General features: G+C 69.3%; 14 protein-coding genes. 10 read left to right on the plus strand and 4 right to left on the minus strand.

Annotated elements, in window-relative coordinates; all coding sequences use genetic code 11:
* Nucleotides 1-14: 14 nt before the first annotated feature.
* Complete coding sequence (locus tag PV410_RS30180) at nt 15-449, plus strand: DUF3592 domain-containing protein (RefSeq protein ID WP_500328926.1); 435 nt, start codon at nt 15-17, stop codon at nt 447-449.
* Here PV410_RS30180 and PV410_RS30185 read toward each other — a convergent pair.
* The gene (locus PV410_RS30185) at nt 406-3,462 is read right to left on the minus strand and encodes an FAD-binding and (Fe-S)-binding domain-containing protein (protein WP_500328927.1); all 3,057 of its coding nucleotides are present in this window, start codon (nt 3,460-3,462) and stop codon (nt 406-408) included. The two genes, PV410_RS30180 and PV410_RS30185, sit on opposite strands and share 44 nt — an antisense overlap.
* 724 nt (nt 3,463-4,186) lie before the next feature.
* Between PV410_RS30185 and PV410_RS30190 the strand changes: the two genes are divergently transcribed.
* The 3 genes from PV410_RS30190 (at nt 4,187) to PV410_RS30200 (ending at nt 6,922) form a co-directional block, all read left to right on the plus strand.
* Complete coding sequence (locus tag PV410_RS30190; RefSeq protein ID WP_500328928.1) at nt 4,187-5,392, plus strand: cytochrome P450; 1,206 nt, start codon at nt 4,187-4,189, stop codon at nt 5,390-5,392.
* Nucleotides 5,393-5,652: 260 nt separating this feature from the next.
* A complete protein-coding gene (locus tag PV410_RS30195; RefSeq protein ID WP_500328929.1) occupies nt 5,653-6,441 on the plus strand; it encodes an acetoacetate decarboxylase family protein in 789 nt (262 codons plus the stop codon).
* Nucleotides 6,442-6,520: 79 nt separating this feature from the next.
* Entirely contained in the window at nt 6,521-6,922 is a 402-nt protein-coding gene (locus PV410_RS30200) for a tautomerase family protein (protein WP_500328930.1), read from the plus strand.
* Between the two features lie 53 nt (nt 6,923-6,975).
* On the opposite strand, the gene PV410_RS30205 is transcribed toward PV410_RS30200, so the two are convergent.
* On the minus strand, nt 6,976-7,803 hold the full coding sequence (locus tag PV410_RS30205; protein ID WP_500328931.1) for a DUF3152 domain-containing protein: 828 nt from the start codon (nt 7,801-7,803) through the stop codon (nt 6,976-6,978).
* A gap of 342 nt (nt 7,804-8,145) precedes the next feature.
* Here PV410_RS30205 and PV410_RS30210 point away from each other — a divergent pair, with 342 nt between their 5' ends.
* Complete coding sequence (locus PV410_RS30210) at nt 8,146-8,802, plus strand: response regulator transcription factor (protein ID WP_500328932.1); 657 nt, start codon at nt 8,146-8,148, stop codon at nt 8,800-8,802.
* Between the two features lie 260 nt (nt 8,803-9,062).
* Complete coding sequence (locus tag PV410_RS30215; protein WP_500328933.1) at nt 9,063-11,066, plus strand: SpoIIE family protein phosphatase; 2,004 nt, start codon at nt 9,063-9,065, stop codon at nt 11,064-11,066.
* 34 nt (nt 11,067-11,100) lie between these two features.
* Here PV410_RS30215 and PV410_RS30220 read toward each other — a convergent pair whose 3' ends face one another.
* Complete coding sequence (locus PV410_RS30220; protein WP_500328934.1) at nt 11,101-12,243, minus strand: sensor histidine kinase; 1,143 nt, start codon at nt 12,241-12,243, stop codon at nt 11,101-11,103.
* A 142-nt stretch (nt 12,244-12,385) separates the two neighbouring features.
* Here PV410_RS30220 and PV410_RS30225 point away from each other — a divergent pair, with 142 nt between their 5' ends.
* From PV410_RS30225 to PV410_RS30240, 4 genes are read left to right on the plus strand one after another with little or no spacing between them, the layout of a single operon-like run.
* Nucleotides 12,386-13,006, plus strand: coding sequence for a hypothetical protein (locus PV410_RS30225; protein WP_500328935.1), 621 nt, complete (start codon nt 12,386-12,388; stop codon nt 13,004-13,006).
* Nucleotides 13,003-14,079, plus strand: coding sequence for a peptidoglycan-binding protein (locus PV410_RS30230; protein ID WP_500328936.1), 1,077 nt, complete (start codon nt 13,003-13,005; stop codon nt 14,077-14,079). The genes PV410_RS30225 and PV410_RS30230 overlap by 4 nt, the downstream gene beginning before the upstream one ends.
* Nucleotides 14,076-14,867: an ABC transporter ATP-binding protein gene (locus PV410_RS30235; RefSeq protein WP_500328937.1), complete on the plus strand. Its 792-nt coding sequence runs from the start codon at nt 14,076-14,078 to the stop codon at nt 14,865-14,867. Before PV410_RS30230 ends, PV410_RS30235 begins: the two co-directional genes overlap by 4 nt.
* Nucleotides 14,867-16,105 (plus strand): ABC transporter permease, encoded by a 1,239-nt coding sequence (locus PV410_RS30240; RefSeq protein WP_500328938.1) that lies wholly within the window; start codon nt 14,867-14,869, stop codon nt 16,103-16,105. Before PV410_RS30235 ends, PV410_RS30240 begins: the two co-directional genes overlap by 1 nt.
* A 198-nt stretch (nt 16,106-16,303) precedes the next feature.
* Here PV410_RS30240 and PV410_RS30245 read toward each other — a convergent pair whose 3' ends face one another.
* Nucleotides 16,304-17,503 (minus strand): sensor histidine kinase, encoded by a 1,200-nt coding sequence (locus tag PV410_RS30245; RefSeq protein ID WP_500328939.1) that lies wholly within the window; start codon nt 17,501-17,503, stop codon nt 16,304-16,306.
* Between the last annotated feature and the right edge of the window lie 217 nt (nt 17,504-17,720).

A 17,720-nucleotide genomic window follows, 5' to 3' on the forward strand; every position in this document is an offset into this window, starting at 1 on the left:
GAGGGGGGTGCGCGGTGGGGGAGCCCGGTGGCCTGATCGATCTCATGGGCGTATTTTTCGTGTTTCTGGGCACATGCGGTGTGCTCATTCAGTTGCACAGCTTTTGGGTCTACCGACGCCTGTGGAAACTGGAGCGGCATGGGGTCGAGGGTGCGGCGACCATCGTCCGTACGGAGCCCGCGCGGGGCCTGCTCCGGTTCTTCTTCGAAATCAAGCTGCCTGAGGGTGAGTCCGGTGGCGAGTTCTCCGAAGTGCTCTTGGAGCCGATCGGTTCGCCGGGCGACGTGGTTCCGGCCATCTACGATCCCAGCAAGCCACAGCGTGCAAAGACCGGAACGCGCGGGGACATCGAGTACAAGGGCGAACGCCTTGCCGTATACCTCCTGGGCGGCGGCGGGACGCTCTTCATCGCCGGGTCCGTGATGATCCTTCTAGTGCGCGGCTGGTGAGACCCAGGTGGTCGGCTGTACGGCCCGAGGACGGCGCCGAGCCGGGCTGAGTGTCTAAATGGGAACCCGTTGCCCTACGCGCCAGTTGGGGGGGGCGGGTCAGTTCTTCCAGGAGGAAGACGAAGGACTCGTACGGGCGGCCGGTGGCGTGGCGCAGTCCCATCTCGCAGGTGCGGTTGGCCGACAGGTAGGCATCCGCGGGGGTCTTGTCCAGGACGGCTTTCTCGTCCCGCGTCGCGGACAGGACCAGCTCCGGGTGGAGGAGCCCTCGGTCGCCGGCCGTGCCGCAACAGGTGGTGCCGACCGGTACGAGGACCTCGGCAGCGAGTTGTCCTGCGATGGCTTGCAGGGTCTTGCCCAGCCCCAGATGTGCCGTTGAGCAGGTGGGGTGCACCGCCACGCGGTCCACCCGCCTGGTGATGGTCAAGTGCGGGAGCAGGCCGGCGCACCAGGCGATCGAGTCGAGGAGCGTGATGTGTTCCAGCCGGGCGCGGTGTTCGTCGTCGAGGTGGTTCTTGACGTCGTCGAGCAGGCCGTTGGTGCATGACGCGGCGTCGATGACCACGGGCAGGGTGCCCTGCCCACTCCAGGACCACAGGGCGTCGCACGTGGTCGCGGCCATCCATTCGTGCCCGCTCGTGTAGCCCTTGCTGCTCCATGGCGTGGAGCAGCACTTGCCCGCCGCGTCGTCGGGGATCCACAGTGGCTTGGCGGCTCGCGCCGAAACCTTGACCAATGCCTGCTGCAGGGAAGGATGCCGTGGCATCCCCGGGTCGCGGCCGAAGATGCGGTTGACACAGGCGGGGAAGTAGACGGCCGCCGCACCGTCGCGGGAGGTCCGTGGCGGCTTGCTCACCGCGCTGCGGGGCATCGGTCCTGGTACCGCCGGCATGAGGTCGTTGCTGATGGCGAGCCGTGCGCCGGCCGTCAGTCCGGTGAGTGCCTTCGGGCCGACGGTTCGTTGGACGATGTCGGTGGCGCCCATGGCGGTGCGGGCGAGTTTCTCCACGGTCGCCCATCGCCTGGCGATCTCCAGCGCGACCTTCTCGCGCTGGTCCGTTGCCTCGGCCCGCCGGAATCCCTTGATCAGCGCACCGGTGTTGATGTGGACCGGGCACGGGATGGCGCAGGTGCCGTCGACGGCGCAGGTCTCGATGCCGTCGTACTCGTATTCCGCCTGCAACTGGGCCAGCAGCGGCGATCCTTCCGGCTGCCGTGCCATCTCCCGGCGCAGCACGATGCGCTGCCGGGGGGTCGTCGTGACGTTGCGGCTCGGACAGACGGCCTCGCAGTACCCGCACTCGATGCAATGGGTCGCGACGTCCTCGATGTCAGGCGTCGACTTGAAGGATTTCAGGTGGATGTCGTCGTCGCGGGTGAGGATGACGTCGGGGGCGAGAACGCCGTGCGGGTCGGCGAGCTCCTTGATCCGCCACATGATCTCGGTGGCCTTGTCGCCCCACTCGTGGCGGACGAAAGGCGCCATGTTGATCCCGGTGCCGTGCTCGGCCTTGAGCGACCCGTCGTACTTGTCGACGACGAGTGCCACGAGGTCGGACATGAACGCGGCGTACCTGTCGCGGTCGGCGGAATCGGCCAGTTTGGGCGTCAGGGTGAAGTGCAGATTGCCGTACGCGGCGTGACCGGCGACGCCCGGCAGGAAGCCGTGCTCGGCCAGGAGGGCGTGCAGGTCACCGGCACCTTCGGCGATCCGGGCGGGCGGGAAGCAGACGTCCTCGTTGACCACGGCGGTGCCCGGCGGGCGCAGTTCGCCGACGATGCCGAGCAGGCCCTCGCGTATGCGCCAGTCCAGTTCGATGAGCTCCTGGTCCCGGGTGAAGTCCAGCGGGTGCAGCAGGTTCGCGTCCCCGACCAGCTCCGCGACACGGGCTTCGACCTCGTCGAGGCCGGCCGGGTCCTCGGCGGCGAACTCGACGAGAAGTGCCGCTGCGCCCGGATCGAGGGTCTTCCAGTAGTCGGGTGTGTTGGGGAACGCCTGGGCGGCGGCGGTGAGGGCGGGTGCGACCATCAGCTCGACGGCTTCGGCGCCGAGACCGACCAAGCCGGGGACGAGGGCGACCGCTTCGTCGACCGACGGGAGCACGATCCAGGTGACCGTGGTCGCCGTGGGGGCCGGAAGGGTGTCGATCACCGCCTCGGCGATGAAGGCGAGTGTGCCTTCGGAACCGATGAGCAGGCGCCGGAACATCTCGAGCGGGGTGTCGGTATCGAGCAGTGCCGCAAGGGTGTATCCGGTGGTGTTGCGGATGGTGAACTTGTGGCGCACGCGCGCGGTGAGCTCGCTGTCGGCGAGCAGGTGCTCCCGCAACTCGGCAAGGCCGGCTGCCAGCTCCGGTTCCGCGGTGGCGAATCGTTCCTCGGCGTCGGCTGCGGCGGTGTCGATGACGGTTCCCGATGGCAGTACGAAGGTCATTGACGCCACGGTGTGGTACGCGTTGCGCTCCAGGGTGCAACGCATCCCGCCCGCGTTGTTGGCGAGGACTCCGCCGATGGTGGCGACGTCGGAGGAGGCCGGATCCGGTCCCAGGCGTCGACCGTGCCGGCGGAGCACCGCCGCGGCGTGGCCGAGGATCGTGCCGGGCCGCACTCGCAAGCGCGCGCCGTCGTTCTCGACGGCCATCCCGTTCCAGTGCCGGCGCACGTCGATGAGGATGTCGTCGGACTGGGCTTGGCCGTTGAGGCTGGTCCCGCCGGCACGGAACGTTGCGTGCCGCCCGCTCCGGCGGCAGTAGGCCAGCAACTTCTGGACGTCGCGAACGTCGCGTGGCAGGACGACGACCTGGGGCAGGTAGCGATAGGGGCCGGCGTCGGAGGCGTACCGGACGAGGTCCGAGATGCGGTGCAGCACCTGGTCCCCGCCCAGCAGGGCGATGAGGTCGCTCTTGAGTTCGTGAGGTGTCCCGCCTGCGTGTGCGGTGTCGATGGCATCCGCCTCCGGCAGACGGGAGGGGCGACCGATGGCGGGGACGCTGGGGCTGAGCAGCTTCTTCACGTTGCCGGCCTCTCCGCCAACGCACCGGTCGTCGGTGCACACGGCTTCCCGCGGAACGGTGATGGTCGGCCATGTCCATGGTCTCTGGAACGTGCCCTGCGAACCCGAAAGACCATGAGCGGGTCGACCGAACTCGGTGCCCGCACGTCTCACCCTGGGCGCCCGGAGGAAACCCCAGACCCTGGTGATCGCGCCCTGGTCACACAGTGAAAAGGCGTAGCCAACTGCTGAGGATTCTACCGGGGACATGCGGCGCGTGCCCGGTGACCGTTGCGTGGCTCGCGCTCGCGGTTCCTCCGTGAGGGGCGGCGGTTCGGCGGCCGCGTTGGCGTGCATGGGCCCGGCTTTCGGACGCCGATGCATCGAGCGCCCTTTCGCCTGAGGCCTGGTCTTCCGGCTCGTCCTCGCCTTGCGGGACCCGGGCGGTGGATTGAAGCTGAAATTGAGGTGTGGCTACGGACCGCATGGCGCAGTGCTGACGGCTGCTGGGGCTCGGCCACAGCGGCCCGTACAGGGAGCGGATTCGCATGAGGCTGTCGCCGACAGCAGATCGCGGCAAATCTGCCGCCGGTCGACCCGGCCTTCCCGGAGCCCCGTCTGCCCACCCATGGGGCCACGGTCAAGCTGACGGGCCACATCACCGAGCGAACGGCGTGTCCAGTTCTTCGTTCCGTCACACGCCCTGCCACCCGCCATGCGCGGCCCGGAGCTTTCAGGAGACGTCATGACGCCCGGCCCCATCTCCGCGCAGATCACCGACTACGCCAATCGGGCCGATCCGTACCCGCTCTACGCGGAACTGCGCAAGCAACCGGTCAGGCGGGAGGACGACGGCACCTATCTGGTCAGCACCTATGACGAGGTGCGGGGCCTGGCCAACGATCCGCGGCTGAGCAATGACACGAGCAACCGTTCACCTGGCTTCGCCCGCATCGGGCAACCGGTGGAGTCCGGCCTGCCGCCCAGCTTCATCTTCACCGACCCGCCCTTGCACGACCGGCTGCGCAGCACGATCAACCGGCCGTTCGGCCCGCCGCACAGCCCCAGATTCCTCGACGGCCTGCGCGGAGAACTGGCCAAGGTCGTCACGGAGCTGCTCGATGCCTTCGCCGGCAAGGGTCAGGTCGACATTGTCGAGGACTTCGCCTACCCCCTTCCCGTCACCGCCATCTGCAAGGTCCTCGGCGTGCCGCGCGAGGACGAACCACGCTTCCACGTCTGGGCGGACGCCCTGGCGTCGTCACTCGATCCCCGCTCCGGCGACGACGGCGGCGCGGACAGGGCACAGCGGGCACGCCAGGACATCGGCGCCTATCTGACCGATCTGATCGAGAGCAAACGCCGCCACCCCGGCCCCGGAATGCTCAGCGCGCTCGCCCCCGAGATGACACCGGCAGACCTGGAGGCCACCGCGGTGCTGCTCTTGGTCGCCGGCCACGAGACCACCGTCAACGCGATCACCAACACAACCCTCACCCTGCTGCGCCACCCCGACGTCCTCGATCGGCTCCAGAGGGAGCCGAACCTGGCCGTCCCGCTCGTCGAGGAGGTGCTGCGGTACGAGCCTCCGGTCCAGTTCGTCCCGTGGACCACCGCCCTGGCCGACATCGACGTCGCCGGCACCACGATCCCCAAGGGCTCGCCGGTCTGGCTCATGCTGGCTGCGGCCAATCGCGATCCCCGGCGCTTCGAGGACCCCGATCGGTTCGACCCCGACCGCAAGGACAACGAGCACTTGGGCTTCTACACCGGCATCCACTACTGCTTCGGCGCCCCTCTCGCCCGCATGGAACTCCATGCGGCCGTGCCCGAACTCTTCCGCCGGGTCCAGTTCTCCCGGCTGATCGAGGACCCGCCGCCGTACCGCGCCAACGCGGTGCTGCGCGGCCCGCGCCGTCTTCCCGTGGCCATTGAGGGCTTGACAGCTTGAGCACCGCCGACGCAGGGCCGACACCCGCGGTTCGATGGGCAGTGGCTGGTGAACCTGTGCCGACAGGACGTCCCGTGCCGCGTCGAGGGTCTTCGGTGCAGAACCGGCCCACCGCACTGGCCACCGAACCGGAAGTGACGACCAACTCACGAGTGCAACGATACGTATCGTTTCGTTATTCGGTAGGCGCCTGTTAAGGTCGTCATCGGCGAAACGATACGTATCGTTTCAACTGGTTCTCTCGTGAAGGAGTGCGCGTCATGAAGGGCTACACCGTCCCCCTCTCGCCCCGCGGCATCGCGAACCTGGCGCCGGCCCCGCCGTGGCACTACGCCGGCACCGTCGTCGCCGTCGAGTTCTTCACCGACCCCGACACGGCCGCGACGACCCTGCCCGAGGGGCTGACCCCCGACCCGGACTCCGCCGGCCGCGGCGTCGCGATGTTCATCGACTGGCAGTACTCCTCCACCCACCTGGAGTACCTCGACCCCGCGCGCTCCCAGTACCGCGAGTTCTTCATCACCCTGGACGCCCACCACGACGGCACCCCCGTCTCCTGGTGCCCCTACATCTACGTCGACAACGACTCCGCCATGGCACGCGGCTGGGTCCAGGGCTTCCCCAAGAAGCTCGGCGCCGTCCACCAGACCCGCGCCTACTCCGTCGGCGGCCCCGGCACCCCCGTCCTCGGCCCCGGCGGACAATTCGCCGCCACCGCCTCCTCCGCCGGACAGCGCATCGCCGAAGCCACCATCACCCTCCGGCAGCCCGTCCCCGACCCCACCGCGCTCATGGGCCGCCCCCTGATCAACCTCCGCCACTTCCCCAACCTGACCGCCGGACAACACGACAAGCCCGCCGTCCACGAACTCGTCATGGCCGTCCTGGACAATCCCGCCGTGAGTGACGCCTGGGCCGGCACCGCCGACCTCACCTTCCTCCCCGCCCACGGCGAGGAACTCGCCGATCTCCCCATCCACCGCGTCGGCAAAGGCTTCCACTTCGACCTCGCCTACACCGTCACCGACCTCATCACCCTCACCAACTAGCCCCCACCCGAACCCGACGACCCCGGCGCGCCCCTCGCGTCGAGGGGCACGCCCGCAGCCTCAGATGTCCGGAGCTGACGTGCCCATCTACACCTGCACCACTGCTCAGGGGACGCTGGAAGTCGCAACCAAGGGGGAACTGGCCGGAGAGATCACCCGGATTCACTCGGAGATCAACCACGTGCCGCCCGCCTACGTCAACGTGACCTTCACCGAACTGCCCCCGGACAGCGTCTACGTCGGCGGAGAACCCGGAGCGCCGTTGCTGATCACCGGGTGGGCCCGGCGAGGCCACCCGCAAGAGGAGACCACCCGCCTGGCGCTTGAACTGTCGGCGGCCGCCTCCCGCGTCACCGGGATCGCCGAGGGCCGCGTTCTGGTGGTGATCCAGGACAGCCCCGCGCGGTCCGCGGTCGAAGGCGGCCATGTCCTGCCGGACCCCGGCCGTGAGCAGGAATGGTCGGGTCGGCACGAGGGGTAGCGGCACACGCTGCGCGAGTCGGGAGGTCCACCGTGCGGTTCGACGGGCGCATGTCAGGGGGACACGGGCGGCCCGGTGATCAGGTTGCCCTGGCCGTCGTAAGGCCAAGGGTTCGCGACGCACCCGTGCAGCCCCTTGATCTGCTGCATCATCACGGGGGCCGGCATGCCCGGTCCAGGACATCCCCGGTGTCCACGCCCGAGGAAGTGACCCACCTCATGGTTGATGATCATCGCGTGATAGTCGGCGGGCCGGCCCTCGTACTGGGGGCTGAGCAGGATCCAGCGCTTGATGTTCACCACGACGGTCTGGGCGACGTTGCAGTTCAGCTCACCCTGGGTGTCCAAGCCGTAGCTGGCGCACAGGGCATCCGCGGTGTCCGGGGTCGCCGCACGGACCCGGAAGTCGTACGGCGGCCCCTCCACACGCCGGAATGCCACACCGCTCGTCGTCCAGCCCCGGCCGTCGGCCAGTATGCGTTCGACCTCGGCGGCCACGGATGCCGCGGTCAGTTCACTGCCGTCCTCGGTCTGCACGACGTACCGCAGGGTCCTGCCGTGCCCGACGGCCTCCGATGAGCCGGCGGCCGCGGTGAACGTGCCGGCCCCGTGCTGCGGTATGCGCGGAGGCGGTGGCGGCGACGGACTGCGCCGGGGACTCCGCGGCGCCGTTGAAGGGCGTGAGTCATGCGGAGGCGCCGAGGCGGGCGTGGTCGGCGAGGGACGGCTCTTGTGCGCCGCGGGCGCGGCCCGCCCAGGTGTGACCCGCCCGGCGATGGCGAAGACCCCCGCGAGGCACACTCCCAGGATCGCGAGGCAGGGAATGACGAGAACCCTGCGCCGCCTCCTTGCCCGGCGGTGTCTGCTGCGACGGTGCTTCATGCTTCGAACTACACAACGCCTCCGGTGAAACGGAGGTGAGCACCAGGACTCACGCTGTCCTCACGTGGCGCGATGCATAGTGGCAAGAGAGCGTCGGAACCGCTGCCGGCCCCCACGCCACCTCCCCGGTCCGGGACAAGGGGCGGAGCGGCGGCGAACCTGAATGCATCGCAGAGGCCCGAGAACGCCCTGGCGGCACGGTCGTCCGGTCGCGATCCAGCGGAGGACGGGCCCGCCTCGTGCCGTCGCCGGTGAGGCCGGACAGGCGCCGTCGGGGCAGAGACCAAGAGATGACCGCTGCCTTGCAGACGGCGCAGAAACGGCTGAAGGGAGAGACGCAAGGTGCGGGTGCTGGTCGTGGAGGACGAAGAACTGCTCGCGGGTGCCATAGCCGAAGGTCTGCGGCAGGAGGCGTTCGCGGTGGACGTCGTCCATGACGGTGAGGCGGCTCTGGAGCGGCTGGCGATCAACGACTACGACGTGATGGTGCTCGACCGGGACCTTCCGAAGCTGCACGGCGATGAGGTGTGCCGACGCACCGCCTCCCAAGGGGCCGAGATCAAGATTCTCATGCTGACCGTCTCGACGACGGTCGCCGAACGCGTCGCCGGGCTACGCCTGGGGGCGGACGACTACCTGGTCAAGCCCTTCGCGTTCGCCGAACTGGTGGCCCGGATCAGGACGCTGGGCCGCAGGGTGCGGCCACCGGCCCCGCTGGTTCTGGAGCGCGCGGGAATCCGCCTCGACCCGCACCTGCGCGAGACCTCCCGTGACGGCCGCTTCGTACCGCTGTCGAGGAAGGAGTTCGCGGTCCTGGAGGAACTGCTCCGGGCGCAGGGCGGGCCGGTCTCGGCCGAGCAGCTGCTGGAACGGGTGTGGGACGAGAACATCGACCCCTTCACCACGATCGTGCGGGTCACCATCCGCAGCCTGCGGCGCAAGCTCGGCGAGCCGGGCGTCGTGGAGACCATCACCGGGGTGGGGTACCGGATCCGCTGAGTCGGGGGGCACTGGTGCACCGCCATGCCTCCGCACCCGTCGAGAACCGGGAACGAGCGCACCCTCCGGGCACCTTCGCCCCCACGGGACGCCATGCGCCACCGCGCCCGGTTGGCCCATCGGTCCGGAGCCAGGTTTACTGGCGATGTCGAGGAAAGATGAGGTCGGCCATGCCTCGTGGACACCGACACGCCGAACCGGGTTCCCCGGAGGTGCCTCCGGAGGAGGAAGCGGAGACCTTCGAGAAGGAACTTTTCAGGATGGCCCAAGCAGGCCTCGAGGTGTACGGTCCGGATCTGCGCGTCCTGCGCTCCAATGCCGCCATCCTCGCCTTGCGGGGCATGCCTGAGGCGCAAGTGGTCGGAGCCAGCCTGGGTGACCTGGACACCCGGATCGCACTGTCGCCGATCATGCGTGAGGTTCTGGACACCCATGAAGTGGTCCGGGAACGCACGATCGCCGCGGTCCCGGCCGACGACCCGCAGAATCAGCACCTGTACTCCGTCACCGGTTACCCACTGCGATGCGACGGCCGGGTGCCGGGTGCCGTTGCGGCGATGGTTCGCGATGTCACCGAGCAGGTCCGCAAGCAGAAGGCGACGGACCTGATGGCCGTGGCCCGGTCCAGGATCGGCACCACGCTCGACGCACCTCGTACCGCCCAGGAACTCGCCGACATGGCGGTGCCGGCCTTCGCCGACGCCGTCGCCGTCGACCTGGTGGAGTCCGTGTTCGACGGCGACGCCCCCATAGGGCCCGTCACGGCACACCTCCCGATGCGGCGTGCCGCCTTCGCATCTGATGAGGAGCAGTACGGGGCCTATCCGGTGGGCGGCAGCAGCCAGTTCGCGTCCCACACCCCGTATACGCGGGCCTTGGCAGACCTACGGCCGCGGCTCGTCGACTTGGCGACGAAGTCGGGCGCCTGGCTGGTACATGACCGCATGCGGGCCGAGTTCATCGTCCGGTCCGGGGCGCACTCGATGATCGTGACACCGCTCACCGTGCACGGCCTGGTCCTGGGCCTGGCCAGCTTCTACCGGACCCGCTCCCACCCCGAGCCTTTCGGCGACGACGATCTGTCGCTGGCGGCGCAACTGGCGTCCTGCACCGCGGTATGCATCGACAACGCACGTCGCTTCACCCGCGAGCACGTGATCGCCACGGCTCTGCAGCGCACCCTGCTGCCCCGCGAGACGCCACAGCTCTCCGCGGTCGAAGCCTCCCATTGCTACCGGGTCGGCCGTTACGGCGCTCACTGGTTCGAGGTGCTCCCGCTGTCGAGCTGCCGTGTGGGCCTGATCATCGGGTACGTGCCGGGAGAGGACCTGCAGGCGTCCGTCGCCATGGCGAGGCTGCGGACGGCCGCCTCCACCCTGGCCGCGATGGACCTGCCGGCGAACGAGTTGCTGGCTCATCTTGACGATGTCGCCCAGCGACTTGCAGGTGAGCAGGAAGCGGACCCGGCCACCCTCCACCGTGCACGGCCGCCGTTCACCGCGTCCTGCCTGTACATGACGTACGACCCGGTCACCCTCCGTTGCACGGCTGCGTCCGCCGGTCACGACAGCCCACTCGTCACCAGTCCCGAGGGCGCGGTAGGCACGCTCGGCGTACCCCGTGGTGCGGCCCTCGGCAAGGGGGAGCCGCACGAGGTCGTCAGCGTGGAGCTGGTACCGGGCAGCCTCCTGTCGCTCTATTCGGACGGCAGCGCCGATCGCCACCCGTCGGAGGCCAGGGACCGCGTCGACCGGCTACGCGCCGCGGTGGCCCACCCCCTCGAGACCCCTGACGACATCTGCGACCAGGTGTCGTACCAGGTCCTCCGTGGCAGCACTCCCCAGGACGGTGCGGCGCTGCTGGTGGCCAGAACCCGATCCGTCGGCGCCGACAGCGTCGCTTCCTGGACCCTCCCCGCCCGGGCGATCTCCGTGCGCGAGGCGCGTCGGGCCGCGCGGGACCGGTTGGCGCAGTGGGGACTGGAGGAGTGCTCCCCTGTCACGGAACTGATCGTCAGCGAACTCGCCACCAATGTGATCGAGCACGCCGAAGGGCCCATCAGGCTCCGCCTCATACGCGACCGTGTGCTGACCGTGGAGGTCGCGGACGACGCCGAGACGACCCCGCGCCTGCGTCATGCCCGCCTGCAGGACGAGGACGGGCGCGGTGTGTTCCTCGTCGCCTCCCTCGCCGACCGCTGGGGCATGCGCTACGAGGACGTGGGCAAGACGATCTGGGCCGAGCAGACGCTGACGGCTGCGTGACGACGGCGTTCACACCCCTGCCGATGCCGAGTGCTCATGCCTGCTTGCCCGGGTCCTGGAATCGATGGGGGAGCGTGACGGTGATGGTCAGGCCGCCCTCCGGGCGTGGGGTGGCGTTGGCTTCGCCGCTGTGGGTGTGGGCGATCGCCTGGACGATGGACAAGCCCAAGCCGCTCCCCTTGGCGGAACCGACGCGGTCGGTGAGCCTGCGGAAGGGCTGGAAGAGAGCGGGCACCTCGTGCGGAGCGATCGAGGGCCCGGTGTTGGTGACGGTCAGCACCGCTGCTTCGGGGCTGGAGCGGGTGATGACGCGGACGGCGCCGCCGTGATGGTTGTAGCGGACGGCGTTGTCGACGAGGTTCCGCGCGAGCTGCTCCAGCAAGGTGGGGTCCCCCTGTAGCGGCGCGACACCGAGGTCGCCGGACAGGGCGATGCCGGCTTCTCGTGCCGATGCCGCGGCGGCATCGAGGACCGTTTCGGCGACGAGGCGAAGGTCGGTGGGCAGGCGCTCCACGGTGCCGCCGTCCGAGCGGGCGAGCGCGAGGAGCGCGTCGATGAGACGCTCTTGGCGAGCGTTGACCTTCAACAGGTCCTCACCGAGGTGGCGCAGGGACGCCGTGGCGTTGCGGCGGTTCATGGCCACTTCGACGAGCGTGCGGTTGAGCGCGAGCGGCGTCTTCAACTCGTGCGCGGCATTGGCGATGAAGCGGCCCTGACCGGCGAACGACTCGTCCAGACGTTCGAGCATGCGGTCGAAGGAGTCGGCGAGAGTCTTGACCTCGCCGGGCGGTGCTTCGAGGCAGATGCGCTGGTGCAACGTGCGCCCGGCGACCCGCTCGGCGGTGTGCGTGATGTGGGTGAGCGGCTGCAGCAGCCGTCCGGCCACCACCCAGCCCACGGCGGTGGCCGAGACACCTACGAAAGTGACGACCAGCGATCCCCATTTCAGCATCCACAGCATGTCCGCGTTCATGTCGTGCGGATCCACCTGCGGCGACGGATTGGCGAAGTTGAAGTGCCAGTAGCGGACGACCAGTAGCACCGTGGCCGCCAGTACCACGGAACCGGCGATGAAGAACATCGAACCGAACACTGCCGTCAGCTGCAGGCGCAGGCTGCCGCGGTGAGCGGCGATCCACAGGAACGGGGAGGCCGGCGCTCGGACGAACTTCCGCACTGCGGCCCGAGGACGCATCCCGTCCACCTTCCTTCGCTCGGCAATGCTGCTGCTCCTCAGTACCGGATCGGGCGTGAGCTGGGGGTGAGCTCGAGGGCTCACGAGCCGTTCACCGGGGTTCTGCTGGGATATCGGCAGCAGCGTGACCAGGGACTTTCTTGAAAGTGGCCTTGAAGGACGCTTCCGCCCGGCCATGGAAGGACGAGAAATGCAATCAGTGTCAGCGCTCACGAGACTCTCCGGTCCCCCGGCGCTTGTCATCGCCGCCGTGGCGACACTGGCGGGATGCGGCGGTGGGGGTGCGAACGGCGCGCAGGTGGCGAGTGTGCCGGACGGCACGTCGAGCGCCGCCTCGGCATCACCCGGCGCGGATCCCGACTTCATGCCCTTCGTACGGTGCCTGCGCGAACACGGTCTCGATGTGAAGGATCCCGACCCGGACACCGAACAGGGGCTCGTCGTCGCCATGGCCGACGGAAGTCCCGTGGTCGCCACGGACCCTGCCTACAAGGCGTGCCAGTCCAAGTGGCCGACATATGATCCTGGTCCTCTCTGGAAGCCGGCGGACATCGAGAAGCTGAAGCGGTACGCCGTGTGCATGCGGGAGAACGGGGCCTCGGACTATCCCGATCCCGACCCGGAGACCGGCGAGCAGCCCGACGACTCGACGTACAACTCCAAGCTTGATCCGAATGCTCCGAAGGCCTCGGCGGCCTGCGACCATCTCTACCCGCAGTCCGAGAACGACGGCGTCGCCGGATGAGCCGGCGCAAGAGCTCCGGCAAGGGACGCCGCACGCTTCTCATTCTCGGCGGGACGGCGGCCGTTGCCGTGGTGGTACTGGCCGGTGCGGCCTCCTCCGGCGTTCTCGGTGGCCACACCAAGACCGCTGCGCCCAGCGCGTCCCCTCCGGCCACCGCAGAGGTGACGCGGAAGACCATGGAGCGCTGGATCACCGTGCCAGGCGCCGTGACGTACGGCTCCGCACGGCCTTTGACCGGACACGCCCAAGGCACCGTCACGTGGCTACCCGCATCGGGCACGGTACTTCGCCGGGGCGACGAGCTGGCCCGCATCGACGATCGCCCCGTCGTCCTGCTCTACGGCAAGCTCCCCGCGTACAGGGAGCTGGCGCTGGATACGAAAGGAGAGGACGTCAAGGTGTTCACGACCAACCTCAGCGCCCTGGGCTACGGTGGCTTCACGCCCGGTGATACGTACACCGCCGGAGTGGAAGCCGCCGTCAAGCGCTGGCAGAAAGCCCTGGGCGCTGCGGAGACCGGCAAGATCGCCCTCGGCGACGTGGTGTACGCCGATGGTGCGCGCAGGGTCGCCCAGCGCGGTGCGGCGATCGGTGCCGCCGCGGTACCCGAGTTGCTGACGGTGACCGGAACCACACCGCGGGCGAAGCTCACCGTTCCCGTCGAGGACTCCGAGCTGGCGGTCAAGGGCGTGCGGCTGAAGGTGTCCACCACCGGTGGCAAGAGCACGGACGCCACGGTCATCTCGGTCGGCGCCCCGCACACCGGTGACAGCGGCGAGAACGTCCAGGACGTCACCGTCTCCCTGGTCGACCCGTCGGCCGTGAGCAGGGGGACCGGCCGCGGTTCCGGCACCCTCACCGGTCGTTACCTCGCCGGTCGGCACGAGAACGTTCTGACGGTTCCTGTGTCGGCGCTTCTCGCGTTGTCCGGCGGAGGTTACGGCGTGGAAGTGCTGGACGGCCACGGGCGCGGTCATGTCGTCGCCGTACGTATCGGGCTGTTCGTCGACGGACGCGTCGAGGTGACCGGTGAGGGGCTGGCCCCCGGTGCCAAGGTGGGAACCGCGCGATGAGCGCCGACCCCGTCGTGGTCCTGGACCGTGTGAGCCGTAGCTACGGAGGCGGTGTCGCCGCCGTGCGCGATGTCAGCCTGACGGTGAGGCCGGGTGAGGCAGTTGCCGTCGTCGGCCCGTCCGGCTCGGGGAAATCCACGATGCTCAACCTCATCGGCACACTGGACCGGCCGACCTCGGGCCTGGTTACCGTCGCCGGACACGAAGTGTCCCAGCTGAGCGATCGCCGCCTGTCCGCCCTACGTGCCATGTACATCGGTTTCATCTTCCAGCAGTTCCACCTCCCGGCCGGATTCCCGATCGTCGAGGCGGTGGCCGACGGCCTGCTGTACAGCGGCGTGGCTCGGCGGGAACGGACACGCCGTTCCCTGGCCGCTCTGTCCCGGGTCGGCCTCGGACATCGGACCGACCACCGGCCGCATGAACTCTCGGGCGGCGAGCGGCAACGAGCCGCGATCGCCCGCGCCATCGTCGGCGAGCCGCCACTGCTGCTCGCCGATGAACCCACCGGCAACCTCGACACTGCCTCCGGCACGGCCGTCATGGAGTTCCTCGGGGAGTTGCACACCGCCGGCACGGCCCTGGTCCTGATCACCCACGACGCCGAGGTGGCGGCTCGGCTGCCGCGCCGGATCGAGTTCCGGGACGGCGCCGTGGTCGGCGATCGAGCCACCGATGCGGCAGACGGCGCCGGAAGGGGTTCGACGACGGCTGGATTCGCCGGCGAGGTCGCCGCCCTCCCGGGCAGCGGCCTCGGCCACCACACTGCGACGGAGGCGCCCCACTGATGCAGACGACCAGTCCGCCCCTGACCCCGTTCAGACTGCGGCCACGTGACGTACTACGGGTCGGCAGCACCGGATTGCGGTACCGGCCCCTCCGGGCAGTGCTGTCGGCGCTCGGCATCGCCATCGGCATCGCGGCGATGACCGCCGTCGTCGGGATCTCCAGTTCCAGTCGCACAGCACTCGACCAGGAACTGGCCGCCTTGGGAACCAACCTGCTCACCGTGGGCCCGGGCAAGGACCACAGCACCGGGGAGAGAGTCGCGCTCCCGGAGACGGCCCCAGCCATGATCCGCCGGGTCGGCCCGGTACAGTCGGTCGCCGCGGTCTCCCGGCTTCCTCGCGCCAACGTCTACCGCAACGAGCACATCCCCACGGCACTCAGCGGCAGCATCGCCGTCTACGCGGCGACGCAGGGCCTGCCGGAGGCACTGCGGGTGTCCCTGGCCGACGGAGACTGGCCCAATGCCGCTCAGGCGAAGCTGCCCGTGGTGGTCATCGGCGCCGGCACCGCGAACAGCCTGGGCATTCACGACCTTCGTGGCGCATCGCCGGCGGAAGGCCCGAACGGCGTTCAGGTGGTGCTGGGCGGCAGCCGCTTCACCGTCGTCGGAATCCTCGCCCCGGCCCCCCTCGCGCCCGAACTGGATCGGGCCGCGCTCGTCGGTTGGGAAGCCGCCCGTGCAGAGCTGGGCTTCGACGGACACCCGACGACCGTCTACGCCCGTGTCCGGGACGACGCAGTCACCGATGTGCATGGCGTCCTGGCCCCTACGGCCAACCCTGAGCACCCCGAACTGGTGTCGGTCTCCAGGCCCTCCGACGCCCTCGTCGCGAAGAACGCCTCGGAGCGGGCCTTCACCGGGCTGTTGCTGGGCCTTGGTTCAGTCGCTCTGCTGGTGGGCGGGATCGGAGTCGCCAACACCATGGTCATCTCGGTGCTGGAGCGCCGCGCCGAGATCGGCCTGCGCCGCGCTCTGGGCGCCACACAGGGGCAGATCCGGCTGCAGTTCCTCGCGGAGTCGCTCCTGCTGTCCGCGCTCGGTGGAGCGGCGGGTGTACTCCTCGGGATCCTCGTGACCGGTGTGTACGCCACGACGCAGGGGTGGCCGACCACCGTGCCGGCCTGGGCCTCCGCAGGAGGCACCGCCGCCACGTTGGCCATCGGCGGTCTGGCCGGCTTGTACCCGTCGGTCCGCGCCGCGCGAATGTCTCCGACGGAGGCGCTGGCAGGCACATGAACGGGCGAGCCCTGTGGTCATGGCCGGGTGGCCGGGACCACGGCCGGGCGCCCGTCCAGCGGCGTCATGCCGATGGGGTCCGCGTCAGGAGTCTCGCCGATGGTCCGGAACTCGAACGCCGCTCCCCGGCGCCACAGCCCAGTTGCAGGAAGACCACCCGCTGTGAAGCGGGTGGTCATGCATCAGGGTGGGCACTCCTCACGCGTGCGGTCGTGCGCTGGTCGGGACCCGGGTGGGCAAGGTGACGGTCACGGTGACGCCGCCGCCCGAACGGGGTACGGCATCGACGTCTCCGCCGTGGGCGTGGGCGACCGCTCGGACGATCGACAGGCCCAGGCCGCTGCCCTTGGCCGTGCCGACCCGGTCGGTCAGTCGGCGGAAGGGCTGGAAGAGAACGGGCACCTCATGCGCGGCGACGACGGGGCCCGTGTTGGTGACGGTGAGCCGCACTCCGTTGGCAACCTGTGCCGTGAGGACGCCGACTGTGCCGCCGTGAACGTTGTAGCGGATGGCGTTGTCAACAAGGTTCCGGGCCACTTGCTCCAGCAGCAGCGGATCTCCGTGGAGTGGCGCGGGACGCAGATCCGTTTGGACCGTTACTGCGGCCCGTTCGGCCGCCTGCGCCGAGGCCTCCATGGCCGAGGCGGCCGCCTCGGCCAGGTCGGTGGGCAGGCGTTCCGCGGTGCCGTTCTCGGAGCGGGCAAGAGCCAGCAAGGCGTCGATCAGCCGCTCGTGGCGAGCGTTGACCGCGAGCAGGTCCTCGGCCAGGTGACGTATTTCCACAGGGGCGTTGCGCCGGTTCATGGCGACTTCAACGAGGGTGCGGTTGATGACGAGCGGGGTCTTGAGTTCATGTGCCGCGTTGGCGATGAAGCGGCCCTGGCCGGCGAAGGACTCGTCGAGTCTCGCCAGCATCCGGTCGAGGGAGTCCGCCAGCTTCTTGACCTCGCCGGGCGCGGCCTTCAGCGCGATCCTCTGGTGCAGGGTGCGTTCGGCGACGCGCTCGGCCGTTCCGGTGATCTGCGTCAGCGGCCGCAGCAGCCGACCGGCCGCCACCCAGCCCGCCGCAGTGGCCGCGCCTCCCACGGCTGTGGCTACGAGCGATCCCCATTTCAGCATCCACAACATGTCCGCACGTGTGTCCGTCCCCTGGGCTGCTGCGTGCCACCCGGCCTGTTCCTGGAACTGTGCTTGCTGCTGCGGGGTGAGAGGTGGACGCATCTTCACGTAGGGAGGGAAGGATGCGCCGGGGTGGGCCTGCCGGAAGCGGTAGACCAGCAGCACGGTGACACCCAGCACCACGGCGACGGCCAGGAAGAACATCACGCCGAAGATGCAGGTCAGCCGGAGGCGCAAGCTCCCCTTGTGTTCGGCGAGCCAGCAGGTGACCAAGCTCATGATTTCCGGCCCGGGACGTTGGCCTTCAGGCTACGGAGCAGGGGCGGCATTCGCTGGCTCCCGGTTCGGCTTCTCTGGCGTGCCCATCCGGATTCGATTCCATCCGCGGATCGAGGGCCCCGGCTGAAACCGCAATGCGGTCACTTTCAGTCGGGAAGGAAAAGGCTTCCATCTCATCTTTTCGCATCTTCCGTTCCGGGGGTAGAGGGAAGATCGA

It is taken from the genome of Streptomyces sp. PA03-5A (assembly GCF_033792725.1).
GTDB lineage: Bacteria > Actinomycetota > Actinomycetes > Streptomycetales > Streptomycetaceae > Actinacidiphila.